18 protein-coding genes are annotated in these 23,032 nt (G+C 54.5%); 11 read left to right on the top strand and 7 right to left on the bottom strand.

Annotated elements, in window-relative coordinates:
* The first annotated feature begins 259 nt into the window (after window positions 1-259).
* The 9 genes from ABD931_RS05620 to ABD931_RS05580 all read left to right on the top strand — a co-directional run bounded on the left by ABD931_RS05620 (window position 260) and on the right by ABD931_RS05580 (window position 12,548).
* Window positions 260-3,154 carry a TonB-dependent receptor gene (locus tag ABD931_RS05620; protein ID WP_345264811.1) on the top strand — a complete coding sequence of 965 codons (2,895 nt, stop codon included), beginning with the start codon at window positions 260-262 and terminating at the stop codon, window positions 3,152-3,154.
* A gap of 2 nt (window positions 3,155-3,156) precedes the next feature.
* Window positions 3,157-4,827, top strand: a complete 1,671-nt coding sequence (locus ABD931_RS05615; RefSeq protein WP_345264809.1) for a glycoside hydrolase family 13 protein — start codon at window positions 3,157-3,159, stop codon at window positions 4,825-4,827.
* A 31-nt stretch (window positions 4,828-4,858) separates the two neighbouring features.
* Window positions 4,859-6,031, top strand: coding sequence for an LLM class flavin-dependent oxidoreductase (locus tag ABD931_RS05610; protein ID WP_345264807.1), 1,173 nt, complete (start codon window positions 4,859-4,861; stop codon window positions 6,029-6,031).
* 51 nt (window positions 6,032-6,082) lie between these two features.
* A complete protein-coding gene (locus ABD931_RS05605) occupies window positions 6,083-6,454 on the top strand; it encodes a four helix bundle protein (RefSeq protein WP_345264805.1) in 372 nt (123 codons plus the stop codon).
* Window positions 6,455-6,510: 56 nt separating this feature from the next.
* On the top strand, window positions 6,511-8,346 hold the full coding sequence (locus ABD931_RS05600) for an SLC5 family protein (RefSeq protein ID WP_345264803.1): 1,836 nt from the start codon (window positions 6,511-6,513) through the stop codon (window positions 8,344-8,346).
* 63 nt (window positions 8,347-8,409) lie between these two features.
* The gene (locus tag ABD931_RS05595; RefSeq protein WP_345264801.1) at window positions 8,410-9,162 is read left to right on the top strand and encodes a hypothetical protein; all 753 of its coding nucleotides are present in this window, start codon (window positions 8,410-8,412) and stop codon (window positions 9,160-9,162) included.
* Between the two features lie 103 nt (window positions 9,163-9,265).
* On the top strand, window positions 9,266-10,882 hold the full coding sequence (locus ABD931_RS05590; RefSeq protein WP_345264799.1) for a sodium:solute symporter: 1,617 nt from the start codon (window positions 9,266-9,268) through the stop codon (window positions 10,880-10,882).
* A gap of 68 nt (window positions 10,883-10,950) precedes the next feature.
* On the top strand, window positions 10,951-11,658 hold the full coding sequence (locus ABD931_RS05585; protein WP_345264797.1) for an SDR family oxidoreductase: 708 nt from the start codon (window positions 10,951-10,953) through the stop codon (window positions 11,656-11,658).
* 116 nt (window positions 11,659-11,774) lie between these two features.
* Window positions 11,775-12,548, top strand: coding sequence for a DUF3891 family protein (locus tag ABD931_RS05580; RefSeq protein ID WP_345264795.1), 774 nt, complete (start codon window positions 11,775-11,777; stop codon window positions 12,546-12,548).
* Window positions 12,549-12,555: 7 nt separating this feature from the next.
* On the opposite strand, the gene ABD931_RS05575 is transcribed toward ABD931_RS05580, so the two are convergent.
* The 6 genes from ABD931_RS05575 to ABD931_RS05550 all read right to left on the bottom strand — a co-directional run bounded on the left by ABD931_RS05575 (window position 12,556) and on the right by ABD931_RS05550 (window position 19,315).
* Complete coding sequence (locus tag ABD931_RS05575) at window positions 12,556-13,662, bottom strand: hypothetical protein (RefSeq protein ID WP_345264793.1); 1,107 nt, start codon at window positions 13,660-13,662, stop codon at window positions 12,556-12,558.
* An 8-nt stretch (window positions 13,663-13,670) separates the two neighbouring features.
* Complete coding sequence (locus tag ABD931_RS05570) at window positions 13,671-14,414, bottom strand: hypothetical protein (RefSeq protein ID WP_345264791.1); 744 nt, start codon at window positions 14,412-14,414, stop codon at window positions 13,671-13,673.
* Window positions 14,389-14,943, bottom strand: a complete 555-nt coding sequence (locus ABD931_RS05565; protein WP_345264790.1) for an RNA polymerase sigma factor — start codon at window positions 14,941-14,943, stop codon at window positions 14,389-14,391. The genes ABD931_RS05570 and ABD931_RS05565 overlap by 26 nt, the downstream gene beginning before the upstream one ends.
* 122 nt (window positions 14,944-15,065) lie before the next feature.
* Window positions 15,066-16,904 carry a glutamine--fructose-6-phosphate transaminase (isomerizing) gene (glmS, locus tag ABD931_RS05560; RefSeq protein ID WP_345264788.1) on the bottom strand — a complete coding sequence of 613 codons (1,839 nt, stop codon included), beginning with the start codon at window positions 16,902-16,904 and terminating at the stop codon, window positions 15,066-15,068.
* A gap of 199 nt (window positions 16,905-17,103) precedes the next feature.
* Window positions 17,104-18,558, bottom strand: a complete 1,455-nt coding sequence (locus tag ABD931_RS05555; RefSeq protein ID WP_345264786.1) for a DUF4270 family protein — start codon at window positions 18,556-18,558, stop codon at window positions 17,104-17,106.
* Window positions 18,506-19,315, bottom strand: coding sequence for a glycogen/starch synthase (locus ABD931_RS05550; RefSeq protein WP_345264784.1), 810 nt, complete (start codon window positions 19,313-19,315; stop codon window positions 18,506-18,508). The genes ABD931_RS05555 and ABD931_RS05550 overlap by 53 nt, the downstream gene beginning before the upstream one ends.
* Window positions 19,316-19,499: 184 nt before the next feature.
* On the opposite strand from ABD931_RS05550, the gene panC reads away from it, so the two are divergent.
* Window positions 19,500-20,414: a pantoate--beta-alanine ligase gene (gene panC / locus ABD931_RS05545; RefSeq protein ID WP_345264782.1), complete on the top strand. Its 915-nt coding sequence runs from the start codon at window positions 19,500-19,502 to the stop codon at window positions 20,412-20,414.
* Between the two features lie 14 nt (window positions 20,415-20,428).
* Here the strand turns inward: panC and ABD931_RS05540 are convergent, their stop codons facing one another.
* A complete protein-coding gene (locus ABD931_RS05540) occupies window positions 20,429-21,703 on the bottom strand; it encodes a glucuronyl esterase domain-containing protein (protein WP_345264780.1) in 1,275 nt (424 codons plus the stop codon).
* A gap of 63 nt (window positions 21,704-21,766) precedes the next feature.
* Here ABD931_RS05540 and ABD931_RS05535 point away from each other — a divergent pair, with 63 nt between their 5' ends.
* Entirely contained in the window at window positions 21,767-22,975 is a 1,209-nt protein-coding gene (locus tag ABD931_RS05535; protein WP_345264778.1) for an MFS transporter, read from the top strand.
* Window positions 22,976-23,032 lie beyond the last annotated feature (57 nt).

Below are 23,032 nucleotides of genomic sequence, written 5' to 3'. Positions count from 1 at the left end.
TTGAGACAAATCACCTCCTCTTGCAACTGGCGGCAATTTACTCTTTTTTTGGCAGCCTAAACTATAAAGTCAATAGATTATAAATACTAATACTCTGTATAGTCTATATGACTTTAGTAGTAATGTTGATGTAGCCTGCTGGTTACCATAAGGTCTCGTCGTCAAAAACTTGAACTTTACTTGTAAAATTTTAGACAAAGCCATGTCAGCTTCACCGGAAAAATCTATTATTGTAGACGACTTTAAAAGAACCCACCCTATGACAAGAATTACTCTGTATTTTTATCTTCTGACCCTGTTATTTGTTGTCTGTGCTACCGTTGGCCGGGCGCAGTCCATTACCCTGTCGGGTACAATCACCGACGCTACGACCAATCAGCCGTTGCCGGGAGTGAATGTCGTTATTAAGGGTCGGTCGGTCGGGACGGCTACCAACCGGGATGGCCGCTTTTCGTTACAAACCACGCAGGCATTGCCCCTCACGCTGGTGGCTACCTACGTCGGCTACGGTCGCCAGGAGGTGACTGTAACCAATGCCGGCAGTCCCATTAACTTCACAATGCGGGAAGAATCGCTGCTGGCGGATGAGGTCGTGGTATCAGCCAGCCGGGTAGAAGAAAGCCTCACCAGAGCCTCGGTTACGGTCGAAAAACTCGGGCCCCGGCAGCTGCAGCAGTCGCCGGCCGCTACGCCTTTCGATGCGCTGCAGAACCTGAAGGGCGTTGATCTGCTCACCCAAAGCCTGACGTTTAAATCGGTGAACATCCGGGGTTTTGGGGCTAACAACAACAACCGCTTTGTGCAGTGGACCGACGGCATGGATAACCGGTCGCCGGGTCTGGGCTTCGGCTTCGGCAACGTAGCGGGTATCTCTGATCTGGATATCGAAAGCATCGAAATCATTCCCGGTGCATCGTCGGCGCTCTACGGTCCCGATGCCTTGCAGGGCCTGATGCTGACCCGCAGCAAAAATCCCTTCGAGTACCAGGGCTTAAGCGCTCAGGTGAAAGTCGGGGTAAACAACGTCGGTAAGGAAGGCTTTGGGCCTAAGCCGTATACGGACTTTGCCCTTCGCTATGCCAGGCAAGTGGGTGACCGCTTTGCCTTCAAAGTTAACGTTCAGCGGCTGGATGGTACCGATTTCATCGCCGACGACTACAGCGACCGCTCGCACCGCGACCGGACCGGCTTTTTTGCCACCGACGCCAGCCGGGGCAATATTGCCACCGGAATTAACTTCCAACCCAACAATAATCCAAACACCAACCTCCAGTACGACGGCGTAAATATCTACGGTGACGATTTCAACACGGCGGGAGCGTTCCGCTACCCGGCCAATTTTGCCAATGCGGCCCTGGCTGGTCAGCTCGTAACCCGGACCGGCTACACCGAGCTGGACATTCTGGGCAACAATGGCAAGGTTTTCAACACCCGCGCCAATGCGTCGCTGTATTACAAACTGACCGACAAAATTCAGGCTACCGTGGGCTGGTACTACGGCAACGGCAACTTTATCCGGACGGCTGGTTTCCGTGAATATTTTCCCAACTATAACCGTCATCAGATCAAGGCCGAAATCAGCGGGGATAATTTTTTCGTGCGGGCCTATACCACTCAGCAGAAGGCCGAGGGCTGGAACATTGGCCAAACTGCGCAGGCCATTAATAATGCCTGGAAACCGATTGCGCAATGGTCTGCCGATTTTGCGGCTGCTTATGCACAGGCTGGCGGGGTGGATGTTAACCCGATTGGTTTTGCCCGCAGCCGGGCCGATCAGGGCCGCTACCTGCCAGGCTCGGCCGATTTCAACCGGGTGAAAGACCTGGTAACCGGTACCTGGAATAACGTGGCGATTCCCAGCCTGGGCCGCAACGGTACGCGCTTCCGCGACAACTCCAGCATGTGGCATTACGAAGGGATGTACAATTTCAAAAACCTGACGAATGTAGTTGAGCTGATTGCCGGGGCCAGCTACCGCCACTACGGGCTGGAGTCGGGTGGTACGCTGTTTCCGCGCAAAAACCTGGGCAATGGTCAGTTTGAAGAATATACCATTGACGAGTATGGTGCCTACGCCCAGGCAGCTAAGGAAATTAAACTAGCTTCGCTGATTACGCTGAAGCCGACGGTGGCAGTTCGGTACGACAAGAATCAGTATTTCAAAGGCGGCTTTACGCCCAGAGCATCGGCCGTACTGAGCGTTGGGCCGCATAACTTCCGGGGGTCGTGGCAGAGCGCCTTCCGGAATCCATCGCCCAACCAACTGCTGTCAATGCCGCCCGCCGGACAGGGTGGCGAAGTGGGCGGATCGCCGATGGCCTACGAAGCTACCGGGCTGAATACCAACCCGGCCTATCTGGTTGCCGATGCGCAGGCGTTCGTAGCGGGTACCATTACCGAGCAGCAACTTCAGCAACGGGTGTTCCGGCCGGGCGAGTTTACCACCGAGAAAATCAAGACCTGGGAAGTGGGTTACAAGACATTGCTGAGCAACCGGCTATTTATCGATGCGTTCCTGTTCCGCAGCATTTATACCGACTTTATTGCAGCTCAGAACGCCTGGCAACCCAATAACGGACAGGTGGCCGACTTCCGGACCAACGCCTACCGGGCGCTGCAGGTCAACTTCAACAACTTCAACGAAATTTTCGTGAACGGCTGGGGATTTGGTGCCGATTATGTTTTGGGTAAAGGCTACAGCCTGAGCGGTAACTACGCCCGGCAGGTAGGGCTAATCACCCTGCGCGACGCCCGTGGCAATGTTATTAAAGACCGCGCCGGAAACGAAGTGATTAAGCGCCGGATGAGCAATCCGGAGGTAGCACAGTTAGGCCGTAACTTCTTTATCTCCCCGGAGAATCGCTATAACATCACCCTGAGCAATCCCCGCGTGACACCCTACCTCGGTTTTGCCGTAACCTACCGCTGGACCGACAAGATGTGGGTAGAACAAGGCACCACGGCCGGCGACATCTGGCTGCCAGCCTGGAATACCCTCGATGCACAGGTGTCGTACCGGCTACCGGCTATCAAATCGATTCTGAAGGCGGGCGGCTCCAACATCCTGAACCAGTATTATTCACAGGGCTATGGCCTCGCCCGCATCGGTGGCCTGTACTACGTCTCGCTGACGTTTGATGAGTTAATGCGGTAAGTATGTTCAACTGGAAAGAAGATATTATCTATCAGATCTACCCCCGCAGCTTTAACGACAGTGATGGCGACGGTGTGGGCGATCTGATGGGCATCATTCAGAAACTGGATTACCTCAGCGCCCTGGGTGTCAATATCCTTTGGCTAAGTCCAATCTTTCGGTCACCGAATGCGGATAACGGCTACGATATTTCCGATTACCGGGCCATTCAGCCTGAATTCGGCAGCATGGACGATTTTGATGAACTGCTGATGGGCGTTCGTATGAGGGGAATGCGACTCATTCTGGATCTGGTCGTTAATCACAGCTCCGACGAACATCCGTGGTTTCAGCAGGCGCGCCGGTCAAAAGACAATCCGTATCGGGATTTTTACATCTGGCGACCACCGAAGGATGGACGTGAGCCGAACAACTGGCTTTCGTTTTTCTCCGGTCCGGCCTGGACGCTGGATGAGGGTACCGGCGAGTACTACCTGCACCTGTTTACCCAAAAACAGCCCGACCTGAACTGGGAGAACCCAAAGCTCCGGCAGGAGGTGTACCGGATGATGCGGTTCTGGCTGGAGAAAGGCGTGGATGGCTTCCGGATGGATGTGATTCCGTTTTTGTCCAAAGACCCGGACTTCCCTGATTACCCGGAAGGCCGCTATGGTGATTTGACGCTTTACGCCAACGGGCCGCGCATCCATGAGTTTCTGCAGGAAATGCATCGCGAGGTAATCAGTCAATATCCCTGGTGTATTACCATTGGAGAGGGCTTCGGTGTATCGGCAGAACAGGCTAACCTATACGTCGGCCGTAACCGGCAGGAGTTGAATATGATCTATCACTTCGATCATGCCGTACCCCGCGAGGAGATTAACTTTGCTGAACCCCAACCGGAGTTCACCCTTACGGAGCTAAAGGCTGTATTCGACAACTGGGATGCCGCCATTGGCAACGAGGGCTGGCAGAATATCTACTTCGGCAATCACGACAATCCACGTGTGGTGTCGCGTTTCGGCGATGCGGAACGGTACCACCGGGAGTCGGCCACCATGCTGGCCACGGTGCTGCTTTCCTTACGCGGCACCCCGACGATTTACCAGGGCGACGAGATTGGAATGACCAACTGCCGGTTCAACAGCATCGAGGCATTTGACGATGTACAGGTACGCAACGCATATACTACGCTGGTTGAGTCAGGACGCTATCCGGCCGAACAGTTTCTGACAGCGGCTAATCGTATTGCGCGCGATCATGCCCGAACGCCCATGCAATGGTCGTATGAACCCAATGCCGGCTTCACCACCGGCAACCCCTGGTTAATGGTCAATCCGAACCACAGCCGGATTAATGTGGCTAGTCAGCAGGTTGATCGTCAGTCTGTACTCAACTATTACAAAGACCTGATTCGCTGGCGAGGCAATAAACCAACTATTACCTATGGCTCCTACCGGGACCTACTGCCTGACGATCCGGTTGTGTATGCCTTTGAGCGAAAATATGCGCTGCAAACACTGCTTGTTATAGCTAACTTTTCCCGGAAAGATACCGAACTTGCCATACCCGACCTGGCGAACGGAATAGTAGAGTTTGCCAACTACGATGTATCAGACAAGGTAAATCACACCCGTTTACGCCCGTTCGAAGCACGTATTTACAGCTTTAAAAACGAAAGCATTGCTACATAAAAGGCGACTGTACGTAGTAACAAATAAGATTATGCTAAAAGAACCGATTCAGACAGTAACGATACGTACCGAGCAGCAGTTAGCGGAAATTGCCTGGTTTTGCGACCTCTGCGGGGGCGACACCGAGTTTCTGGGGCAACTGGATCCCGACCGGCGCAGCAACTGGGAGCATTGCCGCGACATTCTGCTCACCGCCGACCGGCTGGGTTTTCACAACATCCTGCTGCCGACGTCCTACGTGGTGGGGCAGGAGCCCATTTCGTTTGCCTCGGCCATTGCGCCCATGACCCAGAACATTAGCCTGCTGGTGGCCATTCGTACCGGCGAATTTCACCCGCCCATGCTGGCCAGGGCTATCTCGACGCTGGACCACATGCTGGAGGGGCGACTAACCATCAACATCATCAACTCCGAATTACCGGGTTACAAAGAAAGTCCTGACCTGCGTTACAAGCGCTGCGCCGAAACCATTCAGATCCTGAAGCAAAGCTGGACGCAGGACCGCATCGAGTTCGACGGAGCGGTGTATGGTAAACTGAGCCTGTCGACCGACCCGGTGAAGCCGTACCAGCAGAACGGCGGACCGCTGCTCTACTTTGGCGGGATTGCCGATGGGGCCAAAGAGGTCTGCGCCGAGCATTGCGATGTGTTTCTGATGTGGCCCGAACCCGAAGAGTCGCTCTACGCCACCATGCAGGACGTTTCCGCCCGCGCTGCCCGCTACGGACGCACCATCGACTTCGGTCTGCGTATCCATGTTGTTGTGCGCGAAACGGAAGAGGAAGCCCGCGCCTGGACCCGCCGGATGATGTCTAAGTTCGACGAGCAGCAGGCAGAAGCGCTGAAACACCGTACCCAGGATTCCCGCTCGCTGGGCGTACTGCGCCAGGATGAACTCCGCCAGACCGCCGATAATGACGGCTTCATTGAACCTATCCTGTGGACCGGCATCGGCCGCGCCCGCTCGGGGTGCGGTGGCGCGTTAGTGGGCACACCGAAGCAGATTATTGCCCAGATGTACCGCTACATGGACATGGGCATCCGCGCCTTCATCCTCTCCGGCTACCCGCTCATTGAAGAATCCGAATACTTTGGCAAACTCGTTCTCCCCCACCTCCCCAACGTCCGCCTGGCCGACGTGCAGGGCCGCCGACCCGCCACCACGCCGGCAACACCACTGACGTACGGAGAATTGAGTTACTAATGATGAATGATGAATGATAAACGATTAACGGGGACGCTAACGTAATCGATAATGAAAAAAGATAATGTAGTGCGGGAGAAGAGCTTTCGCTTTGCTGCTCGGGTCGTTCGACTCTACCAACACCTCAGAATTGCTAAAAAGGAGTTTGTGCTGAGTAAGCAATTGCTGAAATCCGGCACTTCTATTGGCGCGAATGTTCGGGAAGCCGATAATGCAGAAACCAAAGCCGACTTTATCCACAAAATGAGAGTAGCCCAAAAAGAAGCAGATGAGACTATGTACTGGCTGGAATTGTTGCGGGCTACCGACTACTTATCCGAAAACGAGTTTTGCAGCATACATGAAGATACTTCGGAGTTGCTTAAACTCGTCCGGAGTATCATACTCAGCGCCAAAACCAGGCAGAAAAGAATGGCCGCCTAAATCCATATTAACCTGGGGCGCAAGTTCATTCATCGTTCATCATTAATCATTAAAAAGTGCTCAGCCAACTCCAACCCATCGACATCATCGTCCTCGTCCTGATGCTGCTCATTATGCCGACAGCCGGGGTGATTGTGGCCCTCCGCAAAAAGAACGCGGAACAGTATTTTCTGGCCGGCCGGTCTATCCGGTGGTGGACGGTGGCCGGCTCGGTATTCGGCACCAATATCAGCTCGTTTCACCTGATCGGGATGCTGGGCATCGGGTATTCCATTGGCTTTGTGCAGGCGCATTACGAGGTGGTGTTTCCGGCGGTGCTGCTGCTATGTTTCGTGTTTCTGGCGTCGTACCGGCGGCTGGAACTGTTTACGCTCTCGCAATATCTGGAGGTGCGGTATAACGAGGCCGCCCGGCTGATTTACACCATTCTGCTGGTGCTGATTATTCTGGTGCAGTTGGTAGGTGCTTTTTACGTCGGCAGCATTACGCTGCAATGGCTGTTTGGCGGCTCCGATTTTGCGATTTCGTACGAAGTGGGCCTGCTGCTGATTGGCCTGGTCACCTGCAGCTACACGATCTGGGGCGGTATGGAATCCATCGTAATTACCGACACCATCCAGACCCTGATGATGCTGGCGGCCGGGATTACGGTCGCGTATTTCACATTCTCACAACCGGAGATTGGCGGGTTCGCGGGCCTGCTGTCTCTGGATGCATCCATGCCGCGTGAAGCGCAGAAAATGCACCTCTACCTGCCGGCCTCGCACCCCAACCTGCCCTGGACGGGTATTTTTACCGGCCTGATGCTCCAGCACTGTTTTAACTTCACCACCAATCAATTTCTGGTGCAGCGCGTGCTGGCCGCCAGTAGCGACGACGATGCCCGCAAAGGCATTATCGCCAGCGGTTTTCTGAAGCTGATGATTCCGTTCTTCTCCATCTCGGCGGGCGTAGCGGCCTATTACCTCTTCCGCAGCCGGTTTGGGAATATGGACTTTAACTCCGATGGGGCTTTTCTGAAACTGGTCGAGACGGTAATTCCCTCTGGTGTCGGTCTGACAGGTATGATCCTGGCCGGTCTGACGGCTGCCACCTTTTCCTCCGTCGACTCTATGATGAACGCGGCCACCACGCTGCTGACGCTGGATGTCTACAAAAAGTACATCACGCCCAGGGCCAGCGACCGCCAGATTGTGCGTTTTGGCCGCCTGAGCATCGTAGCGATGGTGGTAGCCTCTATTGCTATTGCGCTATGGACCTATACGCCCGACCGCTCCAATAATTTTTTCCTAAAGGTATCATCACAGTTATCGTACTTCACCCCCGGCATCATGGTCGCGTTTTTCATCGGGGTGCTCTGGAAGCGAGCCAGCGCCCAGGCCGCCGTAGCGGCCATGATCCTGGCTCCGCTGTACGGTCTGCTGGCCGAGTGGATTTACAACGGCGCTCTGTCGCAGATACCGGCGGTGGCGGCCACCTTTGGCGAAACGCTCAACTTCATGCATCGGGTATTCATCACGTTTGTGCTGAGTTCGCTTACGCTGATTGGCCTCAGTTTAACCGTTTACCCGAACACCCAATTTGACGGATTCAATAAGCTGCAGGTAGACATCAATGCCGGGGAAGTATTCCGGGGAATTGGCTTGTTTCTGCTGGTGCAGGGAGTATTTATCGGTATTATCTTCAGTCTGGACGTATCGCCGAAACAGGTCGCTGTCTGGGCCGCTCTGGCCACACTAAGCTTATTTCTGCTCTCCAGCCGTCGTGCCCGAACGCAGCCTGAGCCCACGCAGCCGGTGCGGGCGGGTATAGGCCAGGTCTGGATCGACAACCACTTCTGGGCCGGTCTCCTCACCGCAGCTTCGGTCTGGATGCTGTACTATTTTGCGTAAGTTTTTATCTTGCGGAAGAATTGCCGGACACCTGTCCGGCAATTCAACAGTTTGTCTGCATCCATGAGTGTCCTTTTTTTCAAAGTAACCCTAATGCCCCTGGCGATTGGCCTGGTTACGCTGGTGAGCCGCCGGTGGGGCAATAAAGTCGGCGGGCTGATTGCCAGTTTACCCTGGGTAGCCGGTCCCATCCTGCTGTTTTTTATTCTGGAGCAGGGAAAAGGCTTCGGCGTTCAGTCTGTTCGCGGTATTCTGACGGGCATAGTCGCCTGGGTATGTTTTACATACAGTTATGCCTGGCTTTCAACGAAGATGAGCTGGCCGGTAACCGTTTCTGTTGCTTACCTCGTATATGTGGGCGTGGCCTGGCTCATCAATTTCGTCAATATTAATCTGGCGGTGAGCTACGGTCTCGCCGTGAGTAGCGCTCTGCTGGCCCTGCGGTATTTTCCGGCTACGGCCATGTCTGCTATCGCTGTCCGTCGCTTACCGTTCGATATTCCCCTGCGGATGCTCGTTGCCACCTTATTTGTTGTAGCCGTTACATGGCTGGCCAACATGCTGGGGCCAGCCTGGAGCGGCATTCTCACCCCTTTCCCGATTATGACGTCCATTCTGGCTATTTTTACACATCATTTGCAGGGCAGCGGCCCCACTATTCTGATTTTACGTGGCCTGCTCATCGGAGTGCTGGGTTTCACCACATTTTTCTTCCTACAGGCATTTTTTCTTCCGTTGTTTTCGGTAGCCCTGTCGTTTTGTCTTGCGCTCCTTATCAACGTGATCATCAATGTAGTGGCCAGTCGGGTTTGGTAGCTATACGCTACCTCTTTCTTACCAAATCTTTATAAACAAAGAAATACATACTACCATATTATTCTTTTGTGCTTAATTTCGGAGCCCAAAGAAAACCCCTGCTATGAATCAATTTTCCACCCTTGACTGGGTAGTTATCGGAAGTTACTTTCTGCTCTTAACTGCTGTTGCTATCTGGGTTGTTACCCGTAAACAATCAAATACGGAGGATTACTTTCTGGCCGGCCGCAATCTGGGCTGGTTTGTGGTTGGTGCCTCCATTTTTGCGTCTAACATCGGTTCCGAACACGTGGTTGGTCTGGCCGGCTCCGGAGCGGGCGGCAAAATTCCGCTGCTTATTTACGAACTGCATGCCTGGCTGGTGATTACACTGGGCTGGGTATTCCTGCCCTTTTACTACCGAAGTGGCGTTTTTACCATGCCTGAGTTCCTGGAGCGCCGGTTCAACGCCAGTACCCGCTGGTTTCTGAGTATCTTCTCCCTGTTGGCCTATGTACTCACCAAAGTATCGGTTACGGTATATGCCGGTGGTATCGTAATCTCGTCGCTGCTGCACATCGACTTCTGGTTTGGGGCGCTGATTACGGTGATCCTAACCGGTATTTATACGGTGCTGGGCGGTATGCGGGCGGTAGCGTATACCGAAGCCATCCAGACCGTTATTCTGGTGATCGGGGCAGCTACGCTGACGATCGTCAGCGTGCAGTCGGCCGGTGGCTGGAGTGGTGTTAAGGAGGCTCTACCCGCCGGGTATATGAATATGTGGCGCCCCAATACCGACCCTGATTTTCCGTGGCTGCCACTGGTGCTGACCAGCTCTATTGTGGGCACCTGGTACTGGTGTACCGATCAGTATATTGTGCAGCGGGTACTGGCCGCCCGAAACATTCAACAGGGCCGACGCGGTACCATCTTCGGCGGTTTGCTGAAACTGTTGCCGATTTTTCTGTTCCTGGTGCCGGGTATTGTAGCCCTGGCCCTGAAAAACAAAGGCGAACTCGACTGGAACTCTCCCGATCAGGCGTTTGCTACGCTGCTGATGAACAAAATGCCGGGCGGCTTGCGGGGGCTGGTAGCCGCTGGTCTGCTGGCCGCCTTAATGAGTTCACTCGCGTCGATCTTCAACTCCTGCTCTACCCTGTTTACCGTCGATATTTACAAGAAGCTGCGGCCGGATGCGCCGGAATCGCAACTGGTAAACGTGGGTCGGGTGGCTACGGGCTTCGTGGTGATTCTGGGCATTGCCTGGATTCCGATTATGCAGAATATTTCGGGCGTGTTGTACGAGTACCTGCAGTCGGTGCAGTCGTATATTGCGCCCCCCATCACGGCGGTGTTCCTGCTGGGCATTTTCTTCAAGCGAATCAACAGCCAGGGGGCTATGGCAACCCTGTTGATTGGTCTGCTGGTAGCGGCCGTCCGGCTGGTCTCGGAACTAAGCCGCAATTCCATGGACCCCAATAGCTTTTTCTACACCTTCGGCAGTATTAATTTTCTGACCTTCGCAGCCTGGTTTTTCCTGTTCTGTGTCATTTTGTGCGTAACGGTGAGTATGCTTACGCCGGCACCGACGGCGGATCAGGTCCGAGGGTTGACCTTTGGTTCACTTTCCGAAGAGCAGAAAGCGGCTAACCGGGCTACGTACTCAGCCGTGGATATCATCGGCTCACTGGTGGTTATCGCCATCGTGGTGCTGGTCATGGTGAGTTTTACGGGTTAAAAGGTAATGGTATAACCTTCTACCAACCGAGAGATTTGCCTTATTTTGCCGAAAAACCAAAAACTAAAATGCCGGTAGAGCACAAAGTATTTATAATTTCCGGTGCCTCACGCGGCATCGGCCGGGCAACAGCACTGCTGTTAGCCGAAAAGGGGGCAAATGTGGTTGTTACTGCCCGGAATGCCGATGAGTTAAAAACGCTGGAAACCGAAGCCGGTGGCCGTATTATAGCCGTTCCGGGCGATGTTGCCAATGAATCTGATATGCAGCAGGTTGTGCAGACGGCCCTGGACCGCTTCGGCCGCATTGATGTAGTCATCAATAACGCCGGTTATGGTGTTTTCAAGAACGTAGACGAACTGACCGTCGAGGAGTGGGATGCACTCATGGCAACTAACGTAAAAGGCACTTTTCTGCTGACCAGAGCCGCCTTACCGGCCATGAAGGCACAGGGTGAAGGGCATATTGTGGTGGTAGCTTCCGACGTAGCCAAACGCACCTTTGCCGGTGGTTCGCTTTATACCGCCAGCAAATACGCGCAGGAAGCCTTTATGGGTGCGCTTCGGAAAGAGGTTCGTCCGCATGGCATCAAGGTCAGTGGTGTTTACTCCGGCCTGGTCGATTCGCACTTCCACGCCAAAGGGCAAGGCCACGAAACCTCGCAAAACTGGCTGAAGGAAAACGATATGGCCGAAGCGCTGTATTATATCGTCTCCCAACCCGCCCATGTGGTCATCGATGAACTGATGATTCACCCGCTGGAGCAGGAGTATTAAGGTACTGGCGGGTATCCCACCGGCCTGGCCGCGTCGGCGGGATGCCCACCTGTACGTTCACTCCGCGTTTCTGGATAGACAGAGGACCGGGCGCTTATTGATACGGTATTCAGAAAATGATAATACGCAAAACTTCACGCTCGTTCTGGATGGTACAGCAACCAGATCATGCTGACCTTTCCGGCCAAATTGCTGATACCTGGCGTGATCCGTATTTCCATTCATCGCCCCATTGCAACGATACCATCCGGGCCGTTTATGCCCATGATGACTCCTGGATACCAGCCGATCAAACCCCTTTCTGGAATGACGTCCAGGGCGAGCCCTTTACCTTTATCCAGTATCCATCTGCTCTAAAAACAGTCCTGTACACCAACGGAATCAATACGCTCGAACAGGAGAATCCGTATAGTGCTTTGCTGGTTAGCCTTCACTATAGCTCGTTCATGAATAAGCAGGTTGAGGCAGAAAACAGCTTTCTGCGGCACGAAGAAGCCAGACAGCATCGGTTAAAGCATGAACTGGGTATCCGTAACGAAGAGCAGCAGGCCCTGCTGTATTACCAGTTTGACTTCCTGCAGTTCTGCGACAACTTATCGTTGTACCTGTGCCTGAATAAGCCCGGAACCAGCAAGGAAGAAGAACACCCATTCTTCAGGGAAGGCTTCAAAAACTCCGAGCATTTCGCCTTTACCAGCCACCAGAAGATTCATGCCGTATGGCCCAGTCCGAACCGGGTAGTCGTTCGCCCGTTTCCGTTCACGAACTCTTTCGAAATACTCCTGAAAACAAAAGAAGTTAGTCAAGACCTCATCAGGAGCAAAGGGTTAATCCCAGCTTACAGCCAGACCGCTTTTACTGCATTTCCGGTTCAAATTGCGGGAGAATAATGTCAGGTTACAGACCTATTCCAATCCGTACGCCGGGATACACCTTTTTGAAGAAGCCCTGCATGTAAATCTCCGGTTGCACTTTGATGAAGCTTTTCTGGAAGATGGTGCCGCTGAAGCGGAAGGTACGCTTGTCGAAGTAGTTACCCTGCCGATAGACCGGTATGCCTACGTTGATACTGCCCAACACCCGGCTGAACGTGGAGGTACGGCGTAACCCGTCGAAAGCGTAAAAAGCTACGCCAATGTTCAGAAAGTCGTTACGTTGGACCCGAAAGCCCCCATCTGCCCCCGGCTGAAAAAAAAAGTTGGACAAATAGCCGACAGAGTAGCCAACATTTTGGAATCGATTGGGAATAAACTGAAGATCCAGGGCCAGCGACGGCACCCACAGACTGCGAATCAATCCTACACCAATATTTGGCTGAATACTCAGGAAAGGGCTTTTGGCCAGCCCCGGATGCATGACCTTCGGCTGTCCATTTCGGTACAGCAAATCGTACGAAAAACCCGGATGGGTCAGTTTGTGCGCCTGGTACGTACGAATTGCCTCCAGCACTTTTTGTATCTGACTGTTAACACCTCCCTCCCGCAGCAGTTGCTCAATATCAGCCAGCCTATTAACCAGTAAATAGACGTGGAACGGATAGGCATTAGGGTCTGGCGACACAATAGAACCGGTCGAACTCCAGGCAATATCCAGTGTATCCTGCCGGGTTTTCAGCAATACCGGTTCCGAATTAGCACTGAAGCGGAAGGAGGTACGCACAGGTGGATAATGCCGCAGATCCAGGGTGTGGTCCGTTCTGGCTATCCGGAAAAAGGCGTGAACCGCCTGGGTAGGGTCCTGGGCCGTGTCAGCAACCCGGCCGTAATCGGCAACAAACAGGCGCAGCACCGAATCGACGTTCTGGTGGGTCAATAGCTGGGAATAGGTATCAAAGCCGATGATCATTGTATTCCGCCGGCCTACATCAATCTCCAGGCGGCTCCAGCCGTAGAATGTCCGGGTGGTTCGGCTCTGGTCGTGCTGCAGGTGCGAATCCGTCGATTGAGTCATGGCGGTGCCGGCCCAGCTCATCAGGAGCCAGGTAATCAGAACAGGTCGGTTCATATGGTTGGTTATTTAATGCGTTGGGAAATGGAAATTTGTAGTTGTGGACTTTCCGGTCGGTCAGCCGAATGGCCGCCGGTACCTAAGCGGACCAGCCCTTCGTTACGGCGCAGACTGGTTTTTACATCTTCTTCCGTCTGCCATTCATTAATATGCACAACGCGAAAACGCGGCTTCGCAGCTTTTGCTAACGTTCTGGCAACCGGTTTCGGTTCAACGCCGGGTGATGTTAAATCAGACCCTGGTTCCCGTGTAGCTACCAATTCCTGAGCCGGTATGGGTGCAGGGTTTTCCGGTGAAGGCGACTCCGGCGTTCGGATAGCTACTGCCTCCACTCGTTGCCGGGTAGTTGCCGGCGGGTGCTGCGCAGTCAGGGGCTTTGGGTGCAGGCTGGGGGCTGGTGCAGAAACGCTGTTCCTGCCTACCGGACGCGCTTCTTCAATACCACCTGATGTAGCGCCTACAGAAACGCTGGGCTGTTTCGGTCCTTGCTGAACCACTGCCGTCCCGTTCTCATTACCGGGCGATGGTCCCGTGCCAATATACCAGCCTAAACCGGCCAGCAGAAAGAGCATACCGGCCATCCACCACCAGCCGGCAAGTCGACGGGCGGGCTTGGCCGGATGCAGTTCGTGGTTGAGCTGGCTCCACAGCCGTTGTGAATCGAAAGATGATCCGGGCGGAGGTGTATCGGGCAGTGACTGAAACGCCTGCCTGACAAGCGGGTCAATATCTTCGCTGCTTTGCTTCATGGTCCTGTTTCACCAAAAGTTGCTGTAAGAGTGCCCTTGCTTTACTAAGCTGAGATTTGGATGTATTTTCGCTGATACTCAGCTGCCCGGCAATTTCGCGGTGGCTATACCCCTCCAGCACGTACAGATTAAAAACGGTTCGGTAACCGGTCGGCAGCTGCCGCACCAACTCCATAATGGCTTCGGCATTCAACTGGCTGTCGGGCAGCGGGGCGTTATCCGGTTCGGTTGCCATAGCTTCTTCCGTATGAAAGGCGGGCAGGCTGCGGTTAGCCCGCAAATGCTGGAGAGCTGCGTTGACCATAATCCGCCTGAGCCACGCTTCCAGACCGGCTTCGTCGCGGTACGAAAAGTCGCCGATGGCCCGGAATGCGTTCAGAAAGCCGTTCATCAGCACCTCTTCGGCTTCGGGCTCATGCCGGACGTAGCGCAGGCAGACCCGGTACAGCCGGTTGGCGTATCGATCGAACAGCCGTTTCTGGGCAAATGCGTTACCCCGCCGGCACTGTTCGATGAGTTGCTGATCCATATCTGCTGCTGGTAAGCCGTTTCAATGACAATAATGCCGATTATTCATGAAGCGTTGCCTGAGCCCACAAAAAAAGCCGGAGAAATTCTCCGGCTCGTTACGTTATATACCTGGGCAGTGTCCTACTCTACCGTTACTGATTTCGCCAGGTTACGCGGCTGGTCGACGTTGCGGCCGCGCATCACGGCCACGTAGTAGGCCAGCAATTGCAGCGGAATTACGGATATGAGCGGCATCAGAATGTCGTGAACTTTCGGAATCTCGATCACAAAGTCCACCATGTTCTGCAACTGCGTTTCGCCTTCAGTGGCAATGGCAATTACGCGGCCTTTGCGGGCTTTTACCTCCTGAATATTGGACACCACTTTCTCGTACGAACTATCTTTGGTGGCAATGAATACCACCGGCATATCTTCGTCGATGAGCGCAATCGGCCCGTGCTTCATCTCGGCAGCCGGGTAGCCTTCTGCGTGGATGTAGGAGATTTCTTTCAGTTTCAGCGCCCCTTCCAGCGCAACGGGGAAATTCAGACCACGCCCCAGGTAAATGAAGTTGCGGGCATAGGTAAAGATATACGCAATTTCTTTGATGCGCTCGGCCCCTTCCAGCACCTTTTCCACTTTAGCCGGCAAGGCTTCCAGTTCGGCCAGCAACTGCCGGAACAGGGTGTCTGAAATGGTACCTTTACGTTTGGCGGCCGCCAGCGCCATCAGCGTCAGTACGGTTACCTGCGCGGTAAACGCCTTTGTACTGGCCACCCCAATTTCCGGACCGGCATGGGTATAGGCCCCGGCATGGGTAGCCCGCGCAATAGACGAGCCTACCACGTTGCAGACCCCAAAAATGGTAGCGCCTTTGGATTTGGCCAGCTCAATAGCAGCCAATGTATCGGCCGTTTCACCCGATTGCGAAATGGCGATCACCACGTCGCGTTCAGCAATGATCGGGTTCCGGTACCGAAACTCCGATGCGTATTCTACCTCCACCGGAATGCGGGCCAGTTCCTCAAAAATATACTCCGCCACCAGACCGGCATGCCAGGACGTACCGCATCCAACAATGACAATTCGCTGAGAAGACGCCAGTTGGTCGAGGTAGTCGCGCAGGCCGCCCAGCACCAGGTGGCCTGCGTCAGCTTTCACCCGGCCGCGCATACTGTCGGCAATGGAGCGCGGCTGCTCAAAGATCTCTTTGAGCATGAAGTGGTCAAAACCGCCTTTTTCAATAGCCTCCAGTTCCAGCTCTACTTTCTGGATGTAAGGCGTTGTCTGCGTATTGTCGAGGGTTGTAACCTTCAGTTCACCATTTTTAATGACGGCCACTTCGTAGTCGTTCAGGTAAACCACGTCTTTAGTATACTCAATAATGGGCGTCGCATCCGAGGCCATAAAGAACTCACCCTCCCCAATGCCAATCACCAGCGGACTCCCCTTACGGGCGGCAATCAGTTGGGTCGGATCGTCTTCCGACATAATCACGATGGCGTAGGCGCCAACCACCTCCTGCAACGCTTGCCGGACGGCTTCTTCCAGCGAGCAGCAGGTATGCTTCTGGATTTCTTCGATAAATTGAATCAGCACCTCAGAATCCGTTTGGCTGCGAAACTCATGCCCCTTGCGGATCAGGTTTTCTTTCAGCGTCGCGTAATTTTCGATAATGCCGTTGTGGATGATGGCCAGCTTCCGGTTAAAGGCGTAGTGCGGGTGCGCATTTACGTCGTTAGGTTCTCCGTGGGTAGCCCAGCGGGTGTGCCCCATACCAATGGTAGCGGTCAACTCTTTGCCGTTCAGCTCTTTTTCCAGATCAACAACCTTCCCTTTCTTTTTATAGACCTTTAGTCCTTCGCCATTCAGCAGGGCTACACCAGCGCTATCGTAGCCCCGGTATTCGAGTCGTTTCAGTCCCTTCAGTACCAGCGGGCAGGCCTCGCGATGCCCGACATATGCAACAATACCGCACATACGGAGAAATTTGGTTTTGATAATCTGTCCGGGACGAACGCCCTGACAGCTATGTTCTTACAATACAAGATTAACAATTTTTTGCACCGTTCCCCGCAGGAAAGGCAGCCGGAAGCCATAAAACTTATCTACAGCACCGATGAAGGCAAGGGAAAAGTATAAGGCCCGCCGGTTGATGGTCAATCCGGCGGGCCTTTTGCTAATTGGAGTAGGTGTAAAAGACAACCAGGCGTACACTGGCTGATCCGTCCAGAACCATGCGCCACAACCGATCATTGAGGTAGAACTGCGTCAGGTTGGCCAGACCGCCCGATGTACTGAACAAGGCCGTATTGCTGGGCGTTTGAATAACCAATCCGCGATTAGGCGTCAGGCCGGACAGAATAGACTGCAGGTAACCACCCAACAGGATAGATTGCGTTCGGACACCACCTTCGGTGGCACTGTATACCCGCGTCCGCGAATCGTACGTAGCAATCTGCGGATTGACCCACGCCTGTTCGCTGCGGTCGAAAAGCGATGAGGCTGAGGTAACAAACTGCACAAAGCCGCTGGGCGACGACCGCAAAATCTGATTCTGTTCGTTTACTTCGGCCAGGCCCAGATAGGGCGGTAAATAAAACGAACTGTTATCGGGCTGTTTCGGCGTAATAATCAAGTCGGCCCGGTTAATGGCAATCCGGCCCTGTTGTCTCAGGTTCAGCAGCGTTGGAAACTCCAGTTTGGTGGTAACACCCGTTCCGGGCTGCACAAAGGTCTGCCCGCCAGTAGCGCTGGCCGGCAGGCTCTGCCCTGGCCGCAGGCCCGCCAAAGGCGTTCCGCTACGGTCGGCCCGCACCTGATTGAAACGCCCTACACCGGCTCCCAGCGAAAAGGCCTGCACTGTACTGGTTGTATCACCTTCCTTATGAAAATAAAGCAGGACAGCCGACGATCCATCAACGAGGTGTCCCAGCATGGCGCTGTTATTCGGCCCCGGCACCAGAGCAAGGCCTTTAAACTGCTTCTGAAAGAGCGAGTCAACCTTACCGGCGTCTTTATTGGCCAGGGCCAGCAATTCGCGCCCGAACGTAGCCGGCAGGCTCAGCCGCTGCGTCCGCTGCTTCACCGGCGTAGGCGTAAACTGAAAGCGGGTCAGCGGCTGCGGATCGTAGGCTGCGCTGCTCCGGATGTCGTAGCTTTTGGTACGGCTGATCTCCTCCGTCAGCCGGTGAACCGCCAGTTCCTGCGTTTTCAGCGTATCGCCATACACAAAATTATACGTCAGCACCAGCCGGGTCGAATCGTAAACGAGCTGAGCGTCGGGGATATTATTCTTGTTGGCATCCTGAACCACAAACTGAGTGGCCGGAACCAACTGCGAAAAGCCCGTGGCCTGTATTCTGCCGAACACCGGGTCGGTGTACCGCCCCATCAGCAGGGTACCGGTGCCGTTGCTGCGGACCGAATCGAGCAGGACGGTCGACCGGCTGATGGTCAGCGTATCGGTATAATAAACGCCCACCGGCGTGGTGGGCGGTAAGCCAATTTCCTTCGGTTCCTCACAGGCCGTCAGGAACGCCAGCGAGCCCACCAGCACGGCGGGTAATCCGATGCTATGTTTAGCCGGCCAGTTGCGTGTACAGGTTGTAATACTGTTCGGCAAACGCTTCATCTTCTTCGGTAATGTCAATTTTATGGTCGGGAATGTCATTCAAAATATCGTTCAGACTCTGGCTGGTTTCTTCTTCAGCTTTTACGACGGCATCGGCGTAGGCACCACCAATCCGGATAAAGCCCTCGTAATCAGCCGTTTTCAGATGGGCCAGCATCTCGTCATCAATATCCAGCATCTTTGCCTTCTCGATCAGGTCACTGTCGAACCGGTGCGAAAAGGCGTTATTATGAATCGTGAATACCGATTTGGTATCCTTAAACATGGGATCGTTTTTGTAGGTCGTTTTCAGGTAGAGCGGAATCAGCGCCGTCATCCAATCATTGCAATGCACGATGTCTGGCGACCAGCCAAGTTTTTTAACGGTCTCCAGCACCCCTTTGCAGAAGAAAATTGCCCGCTCGTCGTTATCTGCATAAAAACGATTCTCTTTGTCAAAGAAAACGTACTTCCGCTGGAAATAGTCTTCATTGTCGATAAAATAAACCTGTAATTTGGCATTGGGGATCGATGCGACTTTAATCACCAGCGGCTTTTCCTCATCACCCACGGCAATGTTAATGCCGGAAAGCCGGACCACTTCGTGCAGGCGGTTTTTGCGCTCGTTGATCAGGCCGAAACGGGGCACCAGGATGCGAATTTCCATCCCCCGCTCCTGCATGGCCTGCGGCAGCTTGCGCACAAAATCGGCAACGTCTGAGGTCTTGAGGAAGGGATTGATTTCACTGGCTACGTAAAGAATGCGAAGTTTGCTCATATACTTACGGAAGGCATAAGATTGGACGACTCTACCTTAAAAACTTGCAAAATTAACAAAATTTTTATGGCATTTCAATAGAAAATGTCCAAAAAATCGCGGTTTAGGGGGTAAATCGCCGACCAGCGACTGCGGATGCGCCAATATTGCCGTAGTATTGCAGCCGGATACCCACTTACCACCAATGGAACGTTTTGATACCATTTTTGCCCTGCGCCAGTACCTCCAGACTACCCGCCAAGCCGGCCGGCGCATCGGTCTGGTACCGACCATGGGCGCCCTGCACGATGGCCATTTATCCCTGATTGAAGCTGCCCGGCAGGGTGACCGGCTACCCCACCCCGCATCGGGTCCGGCCGAGCTTACGCATGACCCGGTCGCTAAGAACCAGGTCTCTCATGACCTGGTTGTGTGCAGTATTTTTGTGAATCCCACCCAGTTTAATAACCCCGAGGATCTGGCCCGCTACCCGCGCACCCTGGACGACGACTGCCGACTCCTGGAAGCCGCCGGCTGCGATGTGGTATTTGCCCCCTCGGTAGATGAGATGTATCTGGAGCAGCCTACACTACGGCTACAGTTTGGTGAACTCGAAACAAGCATGGAAGGCGCTTTCCGGCCCGGCCATTTCAACGGGGTAGGCATTGTGGTGGCCAAGCTGTTCCATATGGTGCAACCGGATGTTGCCTACTTTGGTCAGAAAGACCTCCAGCAGGTGGCCGTTGTGCGCCGGCTTATCCGCGACCTCAGTTTTCCGATCAGCCTGATCCGCTGCGATACCGTGCGCGAAGCCGACGGCCTGGCCATGTCGTCACGCAACCGCCTGCTCTCCCCCGATGAGCGGCAGCAGGCAACCACCTTATTTAAAGCGCTGTCGCTAGCCCGTGAGCTGATGAGCGAAGGGCACAGCACCGTCCAGGCCAAAGCTGCCGTGACCAATTTGTTCGTAAACCGCCCCGAATTCCGGCTGGAATACGTAGACGTAGTGAACGCCGATACGCTCCGCCCCGTGGCTGAGCAGCAGGCTCCCGGCCAGACTGCCATTTGTCTGGCAGCCCAGTTGGGCCAGGTGCGGCTGATTGATAATTTGGTTTTTTGAAACTCCAGCTTGTATTACTTCACCAGTTCGTCGGCAAATTTCAGGTACTGCTCCCAGTCGTAGTTGGTGACGTCGTGAACGCCGGTGCGCATGTGATACCGCACCGTCTGGCCAACGGGCTGATTAACCGCCGGGTGTTCAGACATGCCTAAGCCGGTTTTGCTGTAAAGCTGATAGACCGGTTCGGTCGCTTTGGCTCCCAGGAACTCGCCTTTCGGGTCGGCCCACTGGTCCTCTACGGCGCTGGCTACGTAAAGCGGACGGGGTGCAATCAGGGCCAGCAACTGGTGCTGGTCGACGGGCAAAGCGTTCGGGTTTTTATTATAGGCTTTGTATTGGGGACAAAACCAGTAGGGAAACTGGGTGTTCAGGTGCTCGATGGTTTCGCCGTACCACCGGCGGGCCAGTGCCGTTCCCCCTTCTCCGGAGTCGTTAGACACTACAGCCGCAAACCGCGAGTCCAATGCGCCCGCCCAAAGCGTTGCCTTGCCAATGCGGGAATGCCCCACCAGCACCGCTTTCCTGGCGTTTACGGCCGGGTCGGTTTCCAGGTAATCCAGCATCCGGCTCATGCCCCAGGCCCAGGCACCAATGGCCCCCCAGGAGTCTGGGCCGGCCGGTGGGCTGAGCACCGACCGGATACCGGTTTTCCAGCCGTCCGGATGGTCGGGTTCCACATCACCGTAGTACACCGTAGCCAGGGCATAGCCCCGCGCCAGAATCATCGGAACCGGCCAGCGCCGGTCCTGCATACCACGGGCGGCCTCGGTAGCCTGGTGGTTAACCACCTTGCCCGCTCCTAAATTGGGTAACCAGCGGGTAGAAAGCGTAATGCCAGGATCGGTGCTGACGGAGTGGTTGCCCTGAAAATTCATGCTCACAAATACCGGCACCGGCTGCGTAGTCCCCTTAGGCACGTACAGCAGGATGTTCATGGGCGGCAGTTGCGGATAGTCGGCAAAAAACACAGAGATCTGCTTCCGGATGGCGGTGCCATTTAGCGCATTCAGGTCTACCGAGGTGGTTTCGTAGCGCAACCTGACCGGCTGTGTGGGCATTTTGCCGTATACGTGTTCCGAAAATAGGCGGATCAGCTCCGGCCGGTGACTTTCCCACTGTTTCCGAGAGGTGATTTGCCGACCGCTTTTGGTGGTTAACAGGTCGGGCAGCGTATACGGGGGAACCTTTGCTTCGTCGTAGTTAACCGGAATTTGCTGAGCACCGGCCTTTTCCGCAGCTGGCAGAAGCAGGGCAACGAGTAGCGCGGTCAGGAGTAAGGGGTTTTTCATCGATTGCAGGAATAGCTATTGGATAAAAGACGCAGATGGACGTATTTTACCGCACACCCTCTCATGAAAACAGCAACCTCCCGCCAACTAACCAGCCCGTCAACCAGCAACCAGCCCCCCTCCCGCTGGGTACTGCCGGTCATTGTCTTCGCCCAGTTTGCCTGTACCTCCCTCTGGTTTGCGGGCAACGCGGTGATCCGCGACATACAGCGGGAGTGGCAACTGGCCGATAGTGTATTGGGGCCGGTTACATCGGCGGTGCAGTTCGGGTTTATTGTGGGTACGCTGACGGTTGCACTGCTGACCATTGCCGACCGATTTTCGCCCTCGCAGGTATTTTTCGCGTGTGCGCTGGCGGGAGCCGTTTCCAACCTGGGCATCTACCTGATTGGCGGTAACTTTACGTCTCTGCTCCTGCTTCGTTTTCTGACAGGCTTTTTTCTGGCGGGCATTTACCCGGTTGGGATGAAGATTGCCGCCGATTACCACGAAAAAGGCTTAGGCCTGGCACTGGGGTATCTGGTAGGTGCCCTGGTACTGGGAACGGCGTTTCCGCACCTGCTCCGGAGTATGACCGCGTCGCTGGCCTGGCAATCGGTGATTCTGCTGATCTCGGGTCTGGCGGTACTGGGCGGTTTGCTGATTCTGTGGCTGGTGCCGGATGGCCCTTTCCGGCGCAAAAGCAGCCGCCTGAATGCGCGGGCAGCGTTTGCGGTATTTCAGGGCCGGGCGTTTCGGTCGGCGGCATTCGGGTATTTCGGGCATATGTGGGAGCTCTACGCCTTCTGGGCGTTTGTTCCCTTTCTCCTGAATACCTATACCGACCGCCACCCGGAGGTCTCTCTGAACGTGCCCCTGCTCTCATTCCTGATAATCGGCGTGGGCGGACCAGCCTGTGTGCTGGGTGGTTACCTGGCTAATCGGATCGGCAGCGCCCGCACGGCCTTTTGGGCATTGCTCATTTCTGGTATTTGCTGCCTGCTATCCTTCGCTTTGTTTACGCTGCCTCCCTGGCTGTTTTTACCGTTGCTGTTCATCTGGGGCATGGCGGTCGTAGCCGACTCTCCGCAATTCTCGACCCTAGTGGCTCAGTCGGCCCCGAAAGAATCGGTCGGAACAGCCCTGACCATTGTGACCTGTGTGGGGTTTTCCATTACCATCATCAGCATTCAGTGGCTGAACGCGCTGGCTGCGGTCATCCATCCATCGCTGCTCTTTCTGGTGCTGGCGGGCGGTCCAGCGGCGGGTTTACTGGCCATGCGCCGGCGGTAGATTTCTGAACATTTCTCAATTTTTCATATTACCGGGCTTGTCTGTATCGTTTTAGAA

It is taken from the genome of Nibrella viscosa (genome assembly GCF_039541875.1).
GTDB classification, from domain to species: Bacteria; Bacteroidota; Bacteroidia; order Cytophagales; family Spirosomataceae; genus Nibrella; species Nibrella viscosa.
Note: the sequence above shows the minus strand (reverse complement) of the source record. Positions and strands in the feature narration are given on the sequence as shown.

What these genes read in the sequence shown, in the direction of transcription:
- ABD931_RS05620 (WP_345264811.1), top strand. Translation starts at nt 260, where the DNA reads ATGACAAGAATTACTCTGTATTTTTATCTTCTGACCCTGTTATTTGTT.
- ABD931_RS05615 (WP_345264809.1), top strand. Translation starts at nt 3,157, where the DNA reads ATGTTCAACTGGAAAGAAGATATTATCTATCAGATCTACCCCCGCAGC.
- ABD931_RS05610 (WP_345264807.1), top strand. Translation starts at nt 4,859, where the DNA reads ATGCTAAAAGAACCGATTCAGACAGTAACGATACGTACCGAGCAGCAG.
- ABD931_RS05605 (WP_345264805.1), top strand. Translation starts at nt 6,083, where the DNA reads ATGAAAAAAGATAATGTAGTGCGGGAGAAGAGCTTTCGCTTTGCTGCT.
- ABD931_RS05595 (WP_345264801.1), top strand. Translation starts at nt 8,410, where the DNA reads ATGAGTGTCCTTTTTTTCAAAGTAACCCTAATGCCCCTGGCGATTGGC.
- ABD931_RS05590 (WP_345264799.1), top strand. Translation starts at nt 9,266, where the DNA reads ATGAATCAATTTTCCACCCTTGACTGGGTAGTTATCGGAAGTTACTTT.
- ABD931_RS05585 (WP_345264797.1), top strand. Translation starts at nt 10,951, where the DNA reads ATGCCGGTAGAGCACAAAGTATTTATAATTTCCGGTGCCTCACGCGGC.
- ABD931_RS05580 (WP_345264795.1), top strand. Translation starts at nt 11,775, where the DNA reads ATGATAATACGCAAAACTTCACGCTCGTTCTGGATGGTACAGCAACCA.
- ABD931_RS05575 (WP_345264793.1), bottom strand. Translation starts at nt 13,662, where the DNA reads ATGAACCGACCTGTTCTGATTACCTGGCTCCTGATGAGCTGGGCCGGC.
- ABD931_RS05570 (WP_345264791.1), bottom strand. Translation starts at nt 14,414, where the DNA reads ATGAAGCAAAGCAGCGAAGATATTGACCCGCTTGTCAGGCAGGCGTTT.
- ABD931_RS05565 (WP_345264790.1), bottom strand. Translation starts at nt 14,943, where the DNA reads ATGGATCAGCAACTCATCGAACAGTGCCGGCGGGGTAACGCATTTGCC.
- glmS (WP_345264788.1), bottom strand. Translation starts at nt 16,904, where the DNA reads ATGTGCGGTATTGTTGCATATGTCGGGCATCGCGAGGCCTGCCCGCTG.
- ABD931_RS05555 (WP_345264786.1), bottom strand. Translation starts at nt 18,558, where the DNA reads ATGAAGCGTTTGCCGAACAGTATTACAACCTGTACACGCAACTGGCCG.
- ABD931_RS05550 (WP_345264784.1), bottom strand. Translation starts at nt 19,315, where the DNA reads ATGAGCAAACTTCGCATTCTTTACGTAGCCAGTGAAATCAATCCCTTC.
- panC (WP_345264782.1), top strand. Translation starts at nt 19,500, where the DNA reads ATGGAACGTTTTGATACCATTTTTGCCCTGCGCCAGTACCTCCAGACT.
- ABD931_RS05540 (WP_345264780.1), bottom strand. Translation starts at nt 21,703, where the DNA reads ATGAAAAACCCCTTACTCCTGACCGCGCTACTCGTTGCCCTGCTTCTG.
- ABD931_RS05535 (WP_345264778.1), top strand. Translation starts at nt 21,767, where the DNA reads ATGAAAACAGCAACCTCCCGCCAACTAACCAGCCCGTCAACCAGCAAC.